Below are 15,635 nucleotides of genomic sequence, written 5' to 3'. Positions count from 1 at the left end.
CATGACGAACCTTTCCGACTTCACGCCCAATGAAATGATGACCATCGCGGCAGCCCGCGCCCTGTCCAACGACGATGTCTGCTTCGTCGGGATCGGCGCGCCCTCGGCTGCCTGCAACGTGGCTCGGCTGACGCATGCGCCCGACATCACCCTGATCTACGAGAGCGGCACCATCGGCACCGCGCCGGATGTGCTGCCCCTCTCCATCGGAGACGGCGTGCTGTGCGAGACGGCCGTGACCACCGTGTCGGTGCCGGAGATGTTCCGCTACTGGCTCCAGGGCGGGCGCATCTCTATTGGATTTTTGGGCGCTGCCCAGCTCGACCGCTTCGGCAATATCAACACCACGGTGATTGGGGATTACCATAAGCCTCAGGTGCGCCTGCCCGGCGGCGGCGGCGCGCCCGAGATCGCCACCTCCTGCCAGGAGGTCTTCATCACCATGAAGCAGGCGACCCGCGGCATGGTGGAGAAAATCGATTTCTACACCTCGTTCGGCCATGGGGAAGGCGGCAACCACCGCGAGCGCCTCGGCATCACCACCAAGGGCCCGACGCTTCTGATCACGGATCTGGCCATCTGGAAGCCTGATCCCGAGACTAAGGAATTCACCGTTATCTCCATGCATCGCGGCGTGACAAGAGACAGGATCCAGGACACCTGCGGCTGGAAGGTGCGCTTCTCCGAGCGGTTGGAGGAAACGCCACCGCCCTCAGAACTCGAAATCACCACCCTGCGCGAGCTTCAGGCCAGAACCGAGCTGGCGCATGGCGGCAAGAAGGGGAATTGAGATGCGTGAAGCCTATGTTTGCGCCTATGTACGCACGCCCATCGGCCGCTATGGCGGCTCTCTTTCGAGTGTCCGTGCGGACGATCTTGCAGCGGTTCCGCTGAGGGCTCTGATGGAGCGCCACCCGAACATGGACTTCGAGGCTGTCGAGGACGTGTTCTATGGCTGCGCCAACCAGGCGGGCGAGGACAACCGCAACGTGGCCCGCATGGCCGTGCTGCTGGCAGGCCTGCCCGGCTCCATTCCGGGCACCACCATCAATCGCCTCTGCGGCTCCGGCATGGATGCGGTGATCGCCGCGGCCCGCGCCATCAAGGCGGGCGAAGCTGAAATGATGATTGCCGGCGGCGTGGAATCCATGTCCCGCGCACCCTTCGTGATGCCCAAAGCCGACACGGCCTTTTCCCGCAATGCCGAGATCTTCGACACGACCATCGGCTGGCGCTTCGTCAACCCATTGATGAAGCAGCAATACGGCATCGACTCCATGCCGGAGACCGGCGAGAACGTGGCGGCGGATTTCGGCGTCTCCCGTGAGGATCAGGACGCCTTCGCCCTGCGCTCGCAGAAAAAGGCTGCTGCCGCACAGGCCAATGGACGCTTGGCGCAGGAGATCGTGCCGGTCACAATCCCTAAGCGGAGGGGCGATCCGGTCATTGTGGACAAGGACGAGCACCCGCGCGGAGACACTACGCTGGAGCAGTTGGCGAAGCTGCCCACGCCGTTCCGTAAGGACGGCACGGTGACGGCCGGCAACGCCTCGGGCGTCAATGACGGCTCGGCCGCCTTGATCGTCGCGTCAGAGGAGGCGGTCAGGAAGTATGGTCTTGAGCCCATCGCCCGCGTGCTCGGCGGGGCAACAGCCGGTGTGCCGCCGCGGATCATGGGCATCGGACCGGCGCCGTCCACCAAGAAGCTCTGCGCCCGCCTCGGCCTCAAACCTACGGACTTCGACGTGGTGGAACTGAACGAGGCCTTTGCTAGCCAAGGTCTTGCCGTTCTTCGCGAACTCGGCATCCCGGAAGATGCGGAGCACGTGAACGCGAACGGTGGCGCCATTGCGCTCGGGCACCCGCTCGGCATGTCCGGCGCCCGCATCACCGGGACGGCTGCGCTCGAGTTGAAGCTCCGAGGCAAGAAGCGCGCCTTGGCCACCATGTGTGTTGGCGTAGGCCAGGGCATTTCCATCGCTCTCGAGGCTGTTTAAGCGTCCACACCATGATGACACAGACGCTCCCATACCCCTTGCTGCAGGCCCTCGTCGGTGACGAGGAGGTGGGGGCGCTGTTCTCCAACGAGGCTGAGCTCTCGGCGCTGCTACGCGTCGAGGCCGCTCTTGCCGAGGCCGAGGCGCAGGCTGGCCTGATCAGCAATGAAGCAGCAAGGCGAATTGCCGAAGCCTGCGGCTCCTTCCAGGCCGAATGGGCCAGTCTGGCTGCGGGGTTGGCACAGGACGGCGTGATCGTTCCGGCTTTCGTCAAGCAGCTTCGAAGCTCTGTGGGAGAGGCTCACGCCAAGGCTGTGCATTTCGGCACGACAAGCCAGGACATCATCGACACGGCTCTCATGCTCCGCCTGAAGAACGTGGTTGAGATATTCAAACATCGGCTCGATGACTTGATCCACGCCCTTCGCGCATTGAAGGATCGCGATGGCGCAACACCCTTGATGGCGCATACGCGCATGCAGCAGGCTCTTTCCTTCACGGCCGCCGATAAGATCGACACCTGGATACGGCCGCTTGATCGGCACAGGGAAGCTCTAGGGGCGCTTGCACCGAGGATTCTGGTGGTCCAACTCGGCGGCCCTGTCGGCACCCGCGCCGAGTTGAGGGGTCATGGCGATGCCATTGCCGACACCATGGCCAAGATCCTCGAGCTCAGCTCGGCGCCGTCCTGGCACTCCCAGCGGGACCGGATCGGTGAGTTCGCCGCTTTCCTGTCGCTTCTCTCCGGAACTCTTGGAAAGATAGGCCAGGACGTTGCCCTGATGGCGCAGAACGAAGTCGGCGAGGTGCATCTCGCCACAGGCGGCGGCTCTTCGGCCATGCCGCACAAGTCCAACCCGGTTCCGGCAGAGGTGCTAGTGACGCTGGCCCGGTTCAATGCGGGCCTTCTCGGCACCCTGCACCAGGCCTTGGTGCATGAGAACGAACGGTCCGGTGCCGCCTGGACGCTTGAATGGATGGTGCTGCCGCAGATGGTTGTCGTAAGTGCGGCAGGCTTGAGGAGCGCCCAGGCCTTGGTCAGTGCAATGACCTTCTCGGCCTCGCAGGGCTTGGGTTAACTGCCTTCAAGCATCGCCGACGATGGCAGTGATCCGGCCCGAACCGCCGCAATCGGGACAAGGCTTCTCACCGGCACGGCCGGATCCGCTGCAGGTTGGGCAGATGTTCTCTCCAGTCTGCTTCGTGCCCGGCGCACCCTCATCTCCGGGGTTCTTTCGGTCGGTATCGGACATAGGCGCCTCCTCCCGAGGTAACGTCCTGTCATGTCGGAGGTTTCTGCCGGCGTCGAACCTCAAGCCGTCGCGTTCTGCTGCATTGCCCGAAACGCCAACGGGGAAACTCCCGTCTGCCGTTTGAAGAAGCGCGTGAAATAGGCAGGATCTTCAAACCCGAGTGCGAGCGCGATCTCCTTGGCGGTCAATGTCGTGAAGGTAAGGTAGCGCTTGGCCTCCAGGATGATGCGTTGGTGAACCATGCCCAGCGCTGTGTCTCCGAAATGCTCGCGGCAGATCCTGTTGAGGTGCGGCGGTGTCAGCCCCAGCCTGTTGGCATAGACCTCGACAGGCTGATGGCTGCGGTAGTTCTTCTCAACGAGCTCCCGGAAGCGCCAAGCGTGTCCTCTGGCCCTCTGACCCGGCCCATAGAGGGTGCCCTGACCTGATCCTTGAATGCGATGCACGACAATGAGGATGAGCAGCAGCCTGGCCTCGATTGCCTCCAAGCGTCCCGAGGCTTGGCCTGCAAACTCTGCTGCGAGCAGTTCCATATCGGCAGCCAATGCCTGCGCAAGCTCGTCATGCTCCTGAAGGCCGATCAGTTGCACGGATCGGAAGACGTCCCGCATGCCGCTCATGTGGGTGAGAATCTGCGACAGGCGGCTCTCGAAAAGCGTTACAACCGTGCCGCTGACATCGGGCGAGAAGGTGTAGCCATGCACAGCCATCGGTGGCAAGGCAATGACGAACGGGCCGCTGAGCTCAGTGCTCCTGCCGTCAATGGTGATCTCGGCCGTGCCGCCAGTCAGATGAAGTATCTGAAACAGCTGCTCGTGCCGATGAGGCTGAATCCTGTAATTGTGCAAGTGGCTGCGGGTCTGGATGGCCTCGCAATGGACCCACTCGGCACTGTGGTCATTGCCGACTTCGCCATAGAGTGCGTAGCTTGGGATGGTGCTGCTGGCCAAGAACGTTCGCTCCGTCAGACTCCGCCGGATGTTCGAAATGTCCAAGCCTATGCTTGCTTTGTCTATTGGCCATTGGGCGGTGGAGGTTCATCCTGAGCTCCAGCAATGGACGTTTCAGTGCTCCTAAGGAGATTGCCATGCGTACGAAGGTTGCCATCATCGGCTCGGGTCCAGCCGGGCTCCTGCTGGGACGGCTCCTGGAGAATGCTGGAATCGAAACTGTCATCCTGGAGCGCCGTAGTCAGGAATACGTCCTCAGCCGCATTCGGGCCGGAGTGCTGGAACAGGGCACGGTCGAACTCCTGGACCGCGCGGGCGTCAGCGAGAAGCTGCACGCGGAAGGCCTTGTCCATGACGGCGTCGAGTTCTGCTTCGATGGGGACCGGCACCGTTTCAATTTTCAGGAGCTGATCGGCCGCAGGGTCACCGTTTACGGACAGACGGAGGTCACCCGCGACCTCATGCAGGCCCGCGATGGAGCCGGCCTGACGACCATCTATGAGGCGGAGAACGTGTCTCTGCATGACTGCGACGGAGACGCGCCGAAAGTGCGCTATGTCAAGGATGGTGTCGAGCACGAGCTTGCCTGTGATTTCATCGCCGGCTGCGATGGTTATCATGGCGTGTCTCGCGCCAGCGTCCCTCAGGATGCGCTGCGAACGTTCGAGCGGGTCTATCCCTTCGGCTGGCTCGGCATCCTCGTCGACAAGCCCCCCGTTGCCGATGAACTGATCTACGCTCACCACGAGCGCGGCTTCGCCCTCTGCTCCATGAGATCGCCCACCCGCAGCCGCTACTACGTTCAGGTACCGTCCAACGAGCGGGTAGAGGAGTGGTCGGACCAGCGCTTCTGGGATGAGCTTCGGCGGCGCTTGGATGAGGAAACGGCTGACAACGTGGTGACAGGTCCGTCGATCGAGAAATCCATTGCACCCTTGAGAAGCTTCGTGGCCGAGCCGCTGCGCTTCGGGCGCCTGTTCCTTGCTGGCGACGCAGCCCATATCGTGCCACCGACCGGAGCCAAAGGCTTGAACCTCGCGGCCAGCGATGTTGCCGCTTTGGCGGAGGCGCTGATCGAGTTTTACACCGAGCGCTCCTCCGCCGGGATCGATGGCTATTCCGCGCGTGTGCTGTCACGCATATGGAAAGCCGAGCGGTTCTCCTGGTGGATGACGTCCATTCTCCACACCTTTCCGGATACGGACTCATTCGGCAGGCGCATTCAAAGAGCGGAGTTCGACTACCTCAGAAGCTCCGCGGCTGCGGCCCGCTCGCTGGCCGAGAACTACACCGGACTGCCTTTCTGAACTCACTTGGGCATGCAATCGTCTAAACCCCAGCTCCCGTATCGGCTTGGGTGAACTGCGTGAATTCGAGGAGAAGGGGGTGATCATGGCGTGGCTCTAAACGTCCAGCTTTGCGTCCAACACGCCATCTGCCAGAGCGCACACCAATCCAAGCTTCACAAGAAACTTCCAACCCGATTATTGGACGTGGCGGAGAGGGTGGGATTCGAACCCACGGTGGGCTTGCACCCACGGCGGTTTTCAAGACCGCTGCCTTAAACCACTCGGCCACCTCTCCTGATCGCCCGAGACAGGCTCGGAACTGCGCTCATCTCTAAGGCTGCGAACCCGAGGTCGTCAACTCGTATAGCTCCCTTTGCAGCAGTACTCGACGCAAGAGATTGCCCCCCAGAGCAGGTGTTTCATTAACTACGTTAAGTCATGTCGGCGGCAGACCCCGTGAGGGGTGCGGCTGATTGGCTTTAGAAGCGGAAGCTAGCCCCTAGAAGATCATCCTCAAGACAACCATTTGATATTGCTGGTTTTTCGTCTGCTGCAAGAACGACACTGTCTCAAGTGAAGGGCAGGTGACCCAAACGCTTACAATCGCACCCCAAGCCTCCTACGGATCGCAACCAAATGAAAATATTGTGCTTTCATGCCTTCATGATACTTAGTATCAGATTGATTAGCTTTGCCATTGACAAGCGCGGCTGTTTAACTTTCCTTTAAGGACTGAAAAGCACTTTGGCTTGATGTCCGGGGCAAACGTGGACTGAGCCATGCTTTGTGCTGACAACAGGATGCGAGTCGACATGCGTTGCAACCGCGCTGAAGCGAACACCGGTCTGAGGGGAACGATCCCGTCCTCCACTCAACGGACTATCCTCCGCGTTGCAGGCGTCACGGCCATCGCCCTGATGGCTGCCAATTGCTCCTCTAACGTCAGGGGCGGGATTGATCCCAAATACGGCGTTGCTCCAAGCCCGAAGGTGGTCGCCGATGGGCAGCCTGTCCCCAAGGGCGGTGGACGGGAGATGGTAGGCAAGCCTTATACGGTTGCCGGCCGCACCTACGTTCCCGATGCCACCCCGCGTCCCACCGAAGGCATGGCGTCCTGGTACGGATCGAACTTCCATGGGCGAATGACCGCGAACGGCGAGGTGTTTGACCGCGCGTCGATCGCGGCGGCCCATACCACGATGCCGCTGCCGAGCTACGCCCGTGTTACGAATCTCCAGAACGGCCATTCCATGATCGTTCGGGTCAACGACCGTGGGCCGTTCCATGGCAACCGGGTGATCGATGTCTCCGAACAGGCTGCCATGGCTCTCGGCTTCAAGCAGCAGGGAACCGCCCGGGTGCGGGTGGAATATGTGGGCCGAGCGTCCACCAACGGCAGTGACGATCGGATCCTGATGGCGAGCCTGAGGACGGATGGCCAGCCCGCCAGCCTCACGAACACGCCTGCAACCATGATTGCCCAGGCCGCTCCGCAGCCGAATGCGCCGCGCCAAGCCATTTCTTTACGCAGCTACGAGCCTGACAGCGAGGCCTACCAGGCTCCCGCCCGCGCCTCCCAGCCTTCAGTGATGCCCAGCGCCGTCGCCAGCAACGTCCCGTTGCCGCCCGAGCGTCCCTTCGACCTTGGGACGATTCCCGGCGCGGCGAGCCCCGTGGCCAGGGTCAGTTCGGCAGGTCCCAACCAGATTCCAGCCTCCCGCCCGGTGGTCGCCAGCCTGTATGAGACGCCGGCCAGCACGGCGTCCGGATTCCAGAGGAATGGCTCGTCCGCGGCCCCCAATGCGCAGAAGTTCGTGCTCCGCTAGGCCGGACCCACGCACTTCACCAGCGACGTGCCTCCGCACACAGCCCAGCGTAGCTGAATGTTGATTTGTTATTGACGCGCCACAGATTCCGGATCTCCTAGGGGAAGAGCCCGGAGATTGTTAGCGATGCGTCAGCCTCAAGCCGCCCGAGTCCTTGCGGCCTTTGCTTTTGTGGTCAGTGGCCTGTTCCTTGCACCGCAAGGGGTGCAGAAGGCACGAGCCCAGGAGTTCCAGACGGCGGCTCCCACGGCAGTCCTGATGGACGCCGGAAGCCATGCGGTTCTCTTCGAGAAGAACGCGGACGAGCCGACGGCGCCGGCCAGCATGGCAAAGGTCATGACAGCCGAGGTGGTTTTCAATGAAATCAAGAACGGTCGCTTGAACTTCGACAGCGAATTCGTAGTGTCGGAGAATGCCTGGCGGAAGGGCGGCTCCGGATCCGGCGGCTCGTCCATGTTCGCCAAGGTGAACACCCCTGTCCGCCTTGAGGATCTCCTGCGCGGCCTGATCGTGCAATCGGGCAACGATGCCGCCATTGCCCTGGCTGAAGGCATCGCCGGAACCGAGGAAAATTTCGCCCGCATGATGAACGAGCGGGCCAAGCAGATCGGCCTGACGAAGTCCACCTTCCGCAACGCCACCGGTTACGGGCACCCTGAGCAGAAGGTGACGGTCCGCGATCTGGCCAAGCTCGCTCTCTATGTCATCGAGACCTATCCGGATCTCTATAAGATGTTCGGCGAGCGCGAGTTCACCTGGAACAAGATCCGTCAGCAGAACCGCAATCCTCTGCTGTTCGCCGATATCGGGGCGGACGGGCTGAAAACCGGGAACATCGACGAGGCTGGCTATGGGCTCATCGGCTCGGCCGTTCAGAACAACCAGCGCCTGATCGTGGTCGTGAACGGCCTGAAGACAGCCAAGGACCGGGCGACGGAATCCAGAAAGCTCCTGGATTGGGGCTTCCGGGCCTTCGAATCCCAGCAGCTCTTTGCGGAAGGGCAGGTTGTTGGCGAGGCTCAGGTTTTCGGTGGGAACATGCGCGCGCTTCCCCTTGTGGCGAAGAAGCCTGTTCGTGTACTTGTGCCCCGTGGCGACGGCGAGCGGGTGACTGCACGCATCGTCTATACCGGTCCTCTGAAGGCTCCCATCCAGAAGGGAGCCGAGGTGGCCCGGCTTCAGGTCAGCCGTGGGGACATGCAGGCTCTCGATATGCCGCTTTATGCCAATGAGGACGTCCAGCAGGGCACGCTGAGCCAGCGGGCTCTCGACGGCTTGCTGGAATTCAGCACGGGCTGGGTCCGCCGCGCATTCTCGAGCCTCGTCGAAAGCATTTGATGGCGGGTTGCTTCATCACCTTCGAGGGCGGGGAGGGCGCAGGCAAGTCGACCCAGATCGAGCGGCTCAAGCAACGGTTGGGGGAGCTCGCCCAACCCGTTCTCGTGACGCGCGAGCCGGGCGGATCACCTCACGCAGAGGAGATTCGCGCCTTCATTTTAGGCGGGCATGCCAAGCATCTCGGGCCCTTTGCGGAGGCCCTCCTGTTCGCCGCAGCCCGCATCGACCACCTGGATACGATGATCGTGCCAGCCCTCAAGCGGGGCACTCACGTCCTCTGCGACCGTTTCGCGGATTCGACGAGGGCTTATCAGGGCTCAGCCGGGAACATCGACAAGTCGCTCATCGACCAGCTCGAGCGGGCAACGCTCCGGGGCGTCAAACCCGACCTGACCTTCATCCTCGACCTGCCGGCTGAGACCGGGCTCGCCAGAGCCCGGGAGCGCCAGGCGGGCAGAGGCGAGGGTGCGGACCGGTTTGAAGGGGAGGCGGCCTCCTTCCATCACTCCTTGCGCCAGGCATTCCTGTCCATCGCCCGTGCTGAGCCGAAGCGGTGCGTGGTCATCAACGCTGACCAGGAGCCCGACGAGGTCGAGGCGGCCATATGGGCTGCCTTGCGCGAGAGGCTGCCTCAGCTTGCCCAGAACCGCTTGTCAGACAACGCCTTGAGGCCGCTCGATGTCGCGTGACGGTCACGACGTGGTCGAGCCAGATGGGTTCGAAGGGGCCCCGCATCCGCGGGAGCAGTTCGCCTTCTTCGGACACCGTGAAGGCGAGGAGGCTTTCCTGGAGGGGCTCCGAAGCGGCCGCCTGCACCATGCCTGGTTAATCGGCGGGGCGCTGGGCATCGGCAAGGCGACGCTCGCCTATCGGGTCGCCCGCGCCGTCCTCGATCCTCAGAAAGCAGGTGAGAGGTCTCTTGCCAGCCTGGATGTGCCGACCGAATCCCAAGTAGCGCGTCAGGTCGCTGCGCTGTCCCACCCCAATCTGGCCGTGCTGAGGCGGTCTCCGCCCACAGACAAGAAGGCAGCCTCGACGACGATTCCCGTGGATGCGGTGCGCCGGGCGCTCAACATGTTCGGCTCCACCGCCGCCAACGGGGGCTATCGGGTCTGCATCGTCGACAGTGCCGAGGATCTCACCATCTCGAGCGCCAATGCCCTCCTCAAAGTCATTGAGGAGCCGCCGCCGCGCTCGCTGTTCCTGATCGTGAGCCATGCTCCGCAACGGGTTCTGCCCACTATTCGCTCCCGCTGCCGGCGCCTGCTGCTGCGCACTCTGGAGGACCAGGAGATCAGGGCGGCCATTCGCTCGCTGGGATCACCCTGGCCCGACATTCCGGGGGATGTGGTCGATCAGGCCCTCCGCTACGGGGAAGGATCGGTCCGCCGCACCCTTGAGCTGCTCAATGCCGAGAAGGTCGCCTTCATCGATCAGGTCACGCGGCTCCTCGACGGGCTACCACGGACCGACACAAAGCAGATCCTGGCCCTGGCGGAAGCCCTGGCCCGGCGCGATGCGGACGACAGCTACGATCTGACCCTGGAGACCGTGCAGCGCTGGGTGTCCGAGCGGCTGCGCGATCGGGCAGGGCTCGGCGCTTCCCGCCTTGCGCCTTTGGTGGAGGTATGTGAGAAGATCGGCCGTTCGGCGCGCGAGATCGACGTGTTCAACCTCGACCGCCGGCCCTTCATCCTGACGATGTTCGACGATCTTGCCGACGCTGTTCGGCGAGCGGCCTGAAGCCTCCGCCGTCCGCAGGAGCCGAAGGGTTCTAGAAGTTCAGGATTCAGGGATTCGACATGGCCGACAAGCAGAAGTTCTACATCACCACGGCTATCTCGTACCCGAATGGGGCTCCCCATATCGGCCATGCCTACGAGGTCGTCGCATCCGACGCGATCGCCCGGTTCAAGCGCATCGACGGCTACGACGTCTTCTTCATGACCGGCACGGACGAGCACGGCCTCAAGATTCAGCAGACCGCCGACAAGAACGCCACAACCCCCAAGGCTTTCGTGGATGACATGGCGGCCAAGTTCCGGGCCATGGCCGACCGGCTGAACTGCTCCTACGACCGCTTCATCCGCACGACCGATGCGGATCACGTGCCATCGACCCAGGAACTCTGGCGCCGGATGGAGGAGAAGGGGGACATCTACCTCTCCAAGTATTCCGGCTGGTACTCGGTCCGGGACGAGGCTTATTACGACGAGGCAGAACTGACCAAGCAGCCCGATGGCAGCTGGCGCGCGCCCACCGGAACGCCGGTCGAATGGATCGAGGAGGAGAGCTATTTCTTCCGTCTATCCGCCTATCAGGATCGCCTGCTGGCTCATTACGCGAACCATCCGGACTTCATCAGCCCGGAAACTCGCCGGAATGAGATCACGAGCTTCGTTCGCTCCGGCCTGCAGGATCTCTCCATCAGCCGCACCACCTTCAACTGGGGCCTGCCGGTGCCCGGCGATCCGAAGCATGTAATGTATGTGTGGATCGACGCGCTGAACAACTACGTGACCGGCTGCGGCTTCCCGAACGAGAGCGATCCGCGCTGGCAGTACTGGCCGGCTGATGTTCATATCATCGGCAAGGACATCGTCCGCTTCCACACGGTCTACTGGCCGGCCTTCCTGATGTCGGCCGAGCTGCCGCTGCCCAAGCGCGTCTTCGGACACGGCTTCCTGCTCAACAAGGGCGAGAAGATGTCGAAATCTGTCGGCAACGTGGTCGATCCTTTCGACCTGGCCGACACCTATGGCGTCGATCAGATCCGCTACTTCTTCATGCGCGAGGTCCCCTTCGGACAGGACGGCAACTACTCCCACGAGGCTATCGTCAACCGCATCAATGCGGATCTGGCGAACGATCTCGGCAACCTGGCGCAGCGTTCGCTCTCCATGATCGCCAAGAACTGCGACGCTTGCGTGCCTCAGCCGGGCGAGTTCACCCAGGCCGACCAGGACATGCTCTGGCTTGCCGATGCGCTGCCTGCGAAGACAAGGGCAGCCATGAAGGATTTCGCCCTTCATACCACGCTGGCCGAAATCTGGGCCGTTGTGGCCGAGGCCAACCGGTACTTCGCTTCCCAAGAGCCCTGGGTGCTGCGCAAGACCAACCCTGAGCGCATGAACACCGTGCTCTACGTCACGGCCGAGGTTCTGCGCGCGGTCGGCATCCTGGCCCAGCCCTTCGTGCCAGAGGCGGCCGGCAAGCTGCTCGATCTTCTGGCTGTGCCGCCGGAGGGCAGGGGGCTGGCGTCAGTCGGGCCGGAGCATCGTCTGGCTGCCGGGATGGCGCTTCCGCAACCGGCCCCGATTTTCCCGCGTTATCTCGAAGCGGAGGCGTCCTGACGCGTCCGCTTTGATCGGCCTGAAAAGGCCCCAAGCGGAAGCGTTCGATGTACAATACCTTCATGTTTGCCACCGGGATCGAGAACAGCATCCCGACGATCAACAATGGCCGCACCCGCATCGATCAGATGGAGAAGTGCGGCCATTACAAGCACTGGCGGACCGACTTCGACCTCCTTGAGGAGTTGGACATCCAGGTTCTGCGCTACGGGCCGCCGCTCCATACAAGCTTTCTAGGACCCGGCCGCTACGACTGGTCCTTCGCGGACAAGACCTTCGGCGAGATCCATCGCCGCAACCTCATCCCAATCGTCGACCTCTGCCATTTCGGCGTCCCCGACTGGATCGGCAACTTCCAGAACCCGGATTTCCCTGATCTCTTCGCAGCTTACGCCGAGGACTTCGCACGCCGCTTTCCCTGGGTTCAGCTCTATACTCCGATCAATGAGATGTTCATCTGCGCCCAGTTCTCCGCTGCCTACGGCTGGTGGAACGAGCAGTTGCGCAGCGACCAAGCTTTCGTGACGGCGCTCAAGCATATCGTGAAGGCCAATGTGCTGGCCATGGAAAGAATCCTGAAGATCCGGCCAGATGCCCTGTTCATCCAGAGCGAGTCGTCGGAGTACTTCCATGCTGAGAATCCGGCGGCCATCAAACCGGCTGAGATCATGAATGCCCGGCGGTTCCTGTCCCTCGACTTGAACTACGGCCGCCGGGTCGACTCGGAGATGTACGAGTTCCTGATGGATAACGGGATGACGCGGGATGAATATCATTTCTTCCTGAGCCGTTCGTCGCTCCGTCACCACTGCATCATGGGGAACGATTACTACGTCACCAACGAGCACAGGGTCGCGGCGGACGGGGTGACGAGGTCAGCCGGAGACGTGTTCGGCTACGACGAGATCACCCGGCAATACTATGATCGCTACAAGCTGCCGGTCATGCATACCGAGACGAACCTTGTGGAGGGACCGACAGGCCAGGAGGCCGTGGACTGGCTCTGGAAGCAATGGGCCAACGTGCTTCACGTCCGCAATACCGGCGTGCCGATCGTCGGCTTCACCTGGTACTCGCTGACGGACCAGATGGACTGGGATACGGCACTGCGTGAGGAAAACGACCGCGTCACGCCTGTGGGTCTCTACGATCTCGACCGTAACATCCGTCCCGTGGGGCGCTGCTACAAGCAACTGATCCATTCTTGGTGCGATGTTCTGCCGGCCCAGAGCGTGTGCCTCGCCGTTCCCGTAGTTCGGCCGCAGGACCACGATGAAATTGCCGTCCGCCGACACCAGGAACGACTGCGCAAGATGCGGCGCAAGGAGACGAAAGAGGACGACGAGCCCGTGGCGACCGCCCAAGGCGGGCATCGGTAGACGAGAGCGCTGATCCGATTTATGCAGCCGTGCCGTTAGCACATCGTGCGGAAAAGTGGATTCGGTTTTCCGCTCCGAACGATGCGCCAGCTAAGGAAAAAGGCATCGGATGGATCCCAAGAGTGGCTTCCACTTTTGGGTCCGATGCCGTAGCCGCAGAGGAGGGCGCCTTCACTCATGTTGGTCGACAGCCATTGCCACCTGGATTTCCCGGATTTTCATAGCCGTCTGCCTGAAGTCCTGTCCGCCGCAGCGGCGGTTGATGTCGGCCGGATGGTGACCATTTCGACCCATGTGGCGCGCGTCGAGACCTACCGAGCTCTGGCTGAGGCGCACGAGAGCATCTTCTGCACAATCGGCACCCATCCCCACAACGCAGCCATGGAACCGGACGTGCCGGCAGAGCACCTCATTGAGCTGTCGCATCATCCGCGCTGCGTCGCCATCGGCGAGGCAGGCCTCGACTACCACTACGACAAGAGCCCGCGCGACGTGCAGCAACGGGTCTTTCGCACCCATATCGAGGCGGCTCGCGAAACGGGCCTGCCGCTGGTCATTCATGCCCGCAATGCCGACGAGGACATGATCCGGATCCTGTCCGAGGAGATGAGGCGAGGGCGCTTCGATGCGGTTCTCCACTGCTTCTCATCCGGCGAGACGCTCGCCCAGGTCGGGGTCGAACTGGGGCTCTACGTCTCGTTTTCAGGGATCCTGACCTTCCGGAACTCGGAGGAGATCCGCCGGATCGCCGCCGCGGTTCCCCACGACCGGCTCCTGGTCGAGACCGACGCGCCCTATCTGGCCCCAGTCCCGCACCGCGGCAAGACCAACGAACCGGCCTTCGTGGCTCATACGGCCCGCGTTCTCGCCGAGGTCATCGGCGTGACGGATGAGAGGATTGCCGAGCTGACGACGGCCAATTTCTACCGGCTGTTCGCCAAGGCGGCGGCTGTCGATGCTGAGTTCAGGCGGGCGATCGCATCATGACCTTGCGCCTGACGATCCTCGGCTGCGGATCCTCCGCCGGCGTGCCCCGCGTGGGTGTCGGCTGGGGCGCCTGCGACCCGACCAACCCGAGGAATCGACGCCGGCGCTGCTCCGTCCTGGTGGAGCGAACCGGTCCGGACGGCGCCACTACAACCGTGCTGGTCGACACCGGCCCTGACGTGCGCGATCAATTACTTGCGGCTAATATCCGCCGTCTCGATGCGGTTCTCTACACCCACGAGCATGCCGATCACATCCATGGGATCGACGACCTGCGCCCGCTCGCCATCGTCCAGCGGCACCGCATCCCGGTCTATGCCGACCGGATGACCAGCGAACTGTTGATGATGCGCTTCGGCTACTGTTTCGAGACTCCGGCCGGAAGCAGCTATCCACCCATTTTGAGGATGCATCACCTGAAGCCCGGAGTGCTGACCTCGGTGGCAGGGCCAGGCGGTATCATCGAGGCGATGCCGTTCAGGATGATCCACGGGGACATCGACACCTTGGGGTTCCGGTTCGGGAGCATCGCCTATGCTCCGGATGTCAGCGAGATGCCGGAAGAGAGCCTGCGGCATCTGGAGGGCTTGGACGTCCTGATCCTCGACGCCTTGCGCTACACGCCGCATCCGACGCATTTTTCCGTGTCGGAGGCTCTGGACTTTATCGAAAAGGTCAGGCCGAAGCGCGCAGTGCTCACGAACCTTCACACAGATCTCGATTACGAGACGTTGCGGGGCGAACTGCCGCCGCATATCGAGCCGGCCTATGACGGGATGCAGATCGAGGCGCCATGACGCTGCGCCGGACCGATCAGCATCCGCGTACTCCCGATGGTCGCTATTTCGTGGTTCGCGGTCGGTTATGGCGCCTGAGCAATCCGGATCTCGATCCTCAGGAGCGTGAGCGCCTCGTCCGCGAGCTGATGGCAGCGCGCCGGGCGGTCCGCAGCGTGAAGGACGATCCGGAAGCTTTAGCCAGAGTTCGTGCTCAGGTCGATGCTGCGAAGCAAGCGCTTGGTGAACGCGGCCCGGTGTGGTGGAGCGATGGCGCACCGGATTACAACCGGAAGGCAGTCAGAACCACGCCATATGCAGAGTGGTTTCTCTCGCTCGGCGCAGAACCGTAAACCCATTGATCGTGAACGATGCCTAGCTGACCTCTAGGGCTAAGTTCCATAATATATCTTATGCGAATCCGCGCTGTAGCCGGGTGGGTTCTATTCTGAGGTGCGAATTCCGTTACAAACAAAGGATTTGCACT

15 protein-coding genes and 1 tRNA gene are annotated in these 15,635 nt (G+C 62.3%); 13 read left to right on the top strand and 3 right to left on the bottom strand.

The genetic code is table 11. From position 1 onward, the window contains the following. Position 1: 1 nt before the first annotated feature. The 3 genes from IC232_RS26135 to IC232_RS26125 are packed head-to-tail and all read left to right on the top strand — an operon-like array spanning position 2 to position 3,076. Complete coding sequence (locus tag IC232_RS26135; protein ID WP_190847885.1) at positions 2 to 790, top strand: CoA-transferase subunit beta; 789 nt, start codon at positions 2 to 4, stop codon at positions 788 to 790. Position 791: 1 nt separating this feature from the next. After that, complete coding sequence (gene pcaF, locus IC232_RS26130) at positions 792 to 1,997, top strand: 3-oxoadipyl-CoA thiolase (RefSeq protein ID WP_190847884.1); 1,206 nt, start codon at positions 792 to 794, stop codon at positions 1,995 to 1,997. A gap of 11 nt (positions 1,998 to 2,008) precedes the next feature. Continuing rightward, entirely contained in the window at positions 2,009 to 3,076 is a 1,068-nt protein-coding gene (locus tag IC232_RS26125) for a 3-carboxy-cis,cis-muconate cycloisomerase (RefSeq protein ID WP_409564973.1), read from the top strand. A 6-nt stretch (positions 3,077 to 3,082) separates the two neighbouring features. On the opposite strand, the gene IC232_RS26120 is transcribed toward IC232_RS26125, so the two are convergent. Together IC232_RS26120 and IC232_RS26115 are read right to left on the bottom strand one after the other, a co-directional pair. Then, a complete protein-coding gene (locus tag IC232_RS26120) occupies positions 3,083 to 3,250 on the bottom strand; it encodes a hypothetical protein (RefSeq protein WP_190847883.1) in 168 nt (55 codons plus the stop codon). A 59-nt stretch (positions 3,251 to 3,309) separates the two neighbouring features. Next, a complete protein-coding gene (locus tag IC232_RS26115; protein ID WP_190847882.1) occupies positions 3,310 to 4,200 on the bottom strand; it encodes a helix-turn-helix domain-containing protein in 891 nt (296 codons plus the stop codon). Positions 4,201 to 4,337: 137 nt separating this feature from the next. Between IC232_RS26115 and pobA the strand changes: the two genes are divergently transcribed. Continuing rightward, positions 4,338 to 5,507 (top strand): 4-hydroxybenzoate 3-monooxygenase, encoded by a 1,170-nt coding sequence (gene pobA, locus IC232_RS26110; protein ID WP_190847881.1) that lies wholly within the window; start codon positions 4,338 to 4,340, stop codon positions 5,505 to 5,507. A 187-nt stretch (positions 5,508 to 5,694) separates the two neighbouring features. Here pobA and IC232_RS26105 read toward each other — a convergent pair. Continuing rightward, positions 5,695 to 5,784 (bottom strand) — tRNA-Ser (locus tag IC232_RS26105). Positions 5,785 to 6,301: 517 nt separating this feature from the next. On the opposite strand from IC232_RS26105, the gene IC232_RS33145 reads away from it, so the two are divergent. The 9 genes from IC232_RS33145 to IC232_RS26060 all read left to right on the top strand — a co-directional run bounded on the left by IC232_RS33145 (position 6,302) and on the right by IC232_RS26060 (position 15,501). Continuing rightward, the gene (locus IC232_RS33145; RefSeq protein WP_190847880.1) at positions 6,302 to 7,315 is read left to right on the top strand and encodes a septal ring lytic transglycosylase RlpA family protein; all 1,014 of its coding nucleotides are present in this window, start codon (positions 6,302 to 6,304) and stop codon (positions 7,313 to 7,315) included. A gap of 126 nt (positions 7,316 to 7,441) precedes the next feature. Further along, positions 7,442 to 8,653 (top strand): D-alanyl-D-alanine carboxypeptidase family protein, encoded by a 1,212-nt coding sequence (locus tag IC232_RS26095; protein ID WP_190847879.1) that lies wholly within the window; start codon positions 7,442 to 7,444, stop codon positions 8,651 to 8,653. Then, positions 8,653 to 9,342 (top strand): dTMP kinase, encoded by a 690-nt coding sequence (gene tmk / locus IC232_RS26090; protein ID WP_190847878.1) that lies wholly within the window; start codon positions 8,653 to 8,655, stop codon positions 9,340 to 9,342. Before IC232_RS26095 ends, tmk begins: the two co-directional genes overlap by 1 nt. After that, on the top strand, positions 9,332 to 10,396 hold the full coding sequence (locus tag IC232_RS26085) for a DNA polymerase III subunit delta' (RefSeq protein ID WP_190847877.1): 1,065 nt from the start codon (positions 9,332 to 9,334) through the stop codon (positions 10,394 to 10,396). The genes tmk and IC232_RS26085 overlap by 11 nt, the downstream gene beginning before the upstream one ends. Before the next feature lie 59 nt (positions 10,397 to 10,455). Next, complete coding sequence (gene metG, locus IC232_RS26080; protein ID WP_190847876.1) at positions 10,456 to 12,006, top strand: methionine--tRNA ligase; 1,551 nt, start codon at positions 10,456 to 10,458, stop codon at positions 12,004 to 12,006. 47 nt (positions 12,007 to 12,053) lie between these two features. After that, the gene (locus tag IC232_RS26075; protein WP_190847875.1) at positions 12,054 to 13,385 is read left to right on the top strand and encodes a family 1 glycosylhydrolase; all 1,332 of its coding nucleotides are present in this window, start codon (positions 12,054 to 12,056) and stop codon (positions 13,383 to 13,385) included. 177 nt (positions 13,386 to 13,562) lie between these two features. Further along, complete coding sequence (locus IC232_RS26070; RefSeq protein ID WP_190847874.1) at positions 13,563 to 14,372, top strand: TatD family hydrolase; 810 nt, start codon at positions 13,563 to 13,565, stop codon at positions 14,370 to 14,372. After that, positions 14,369 to 15,169, top strand: a complete 801-nt coding sequence (locus IC232_RS26065) for an MBL fold metallo-hydrolase (protein ID WP_190847873.1) — start codon at positions 14,369 to 14,371, stop codon at positions 15,167 to 15,169. Before IC232_RS26070 ends, IC232_RS26065 begins: the two co-directional genes overlap by 4 nt. Continuing rightward, entirely contained in the window at positions 15,166 to 15,501 is a 336-nt protein-coding gene (locus IC232_RS26060; RefSeq protein WP_190847872.1) for a hypothetical protein, read from the top strand. The genes IC232_RS26065 and IC232_RS26060 overlap by 4 nt, the downstream gene beginning before the upstream one ends. Positions 15,502 to 15,635 lie beyond the last annotated feature (134 nt).

The organism is Microvirga sp., assembly GCF_014699075.1.
Lineage (GTDB): Bacteria > Pseudomonadota > Alphaproteobacteria > Rhizobiales > Beijerinckiaceae > Microvirga.
Note: the sequence above shows the minus strand (reverse complement) of the source record. Positions and strands in the feature narration are given on the sequence as shown.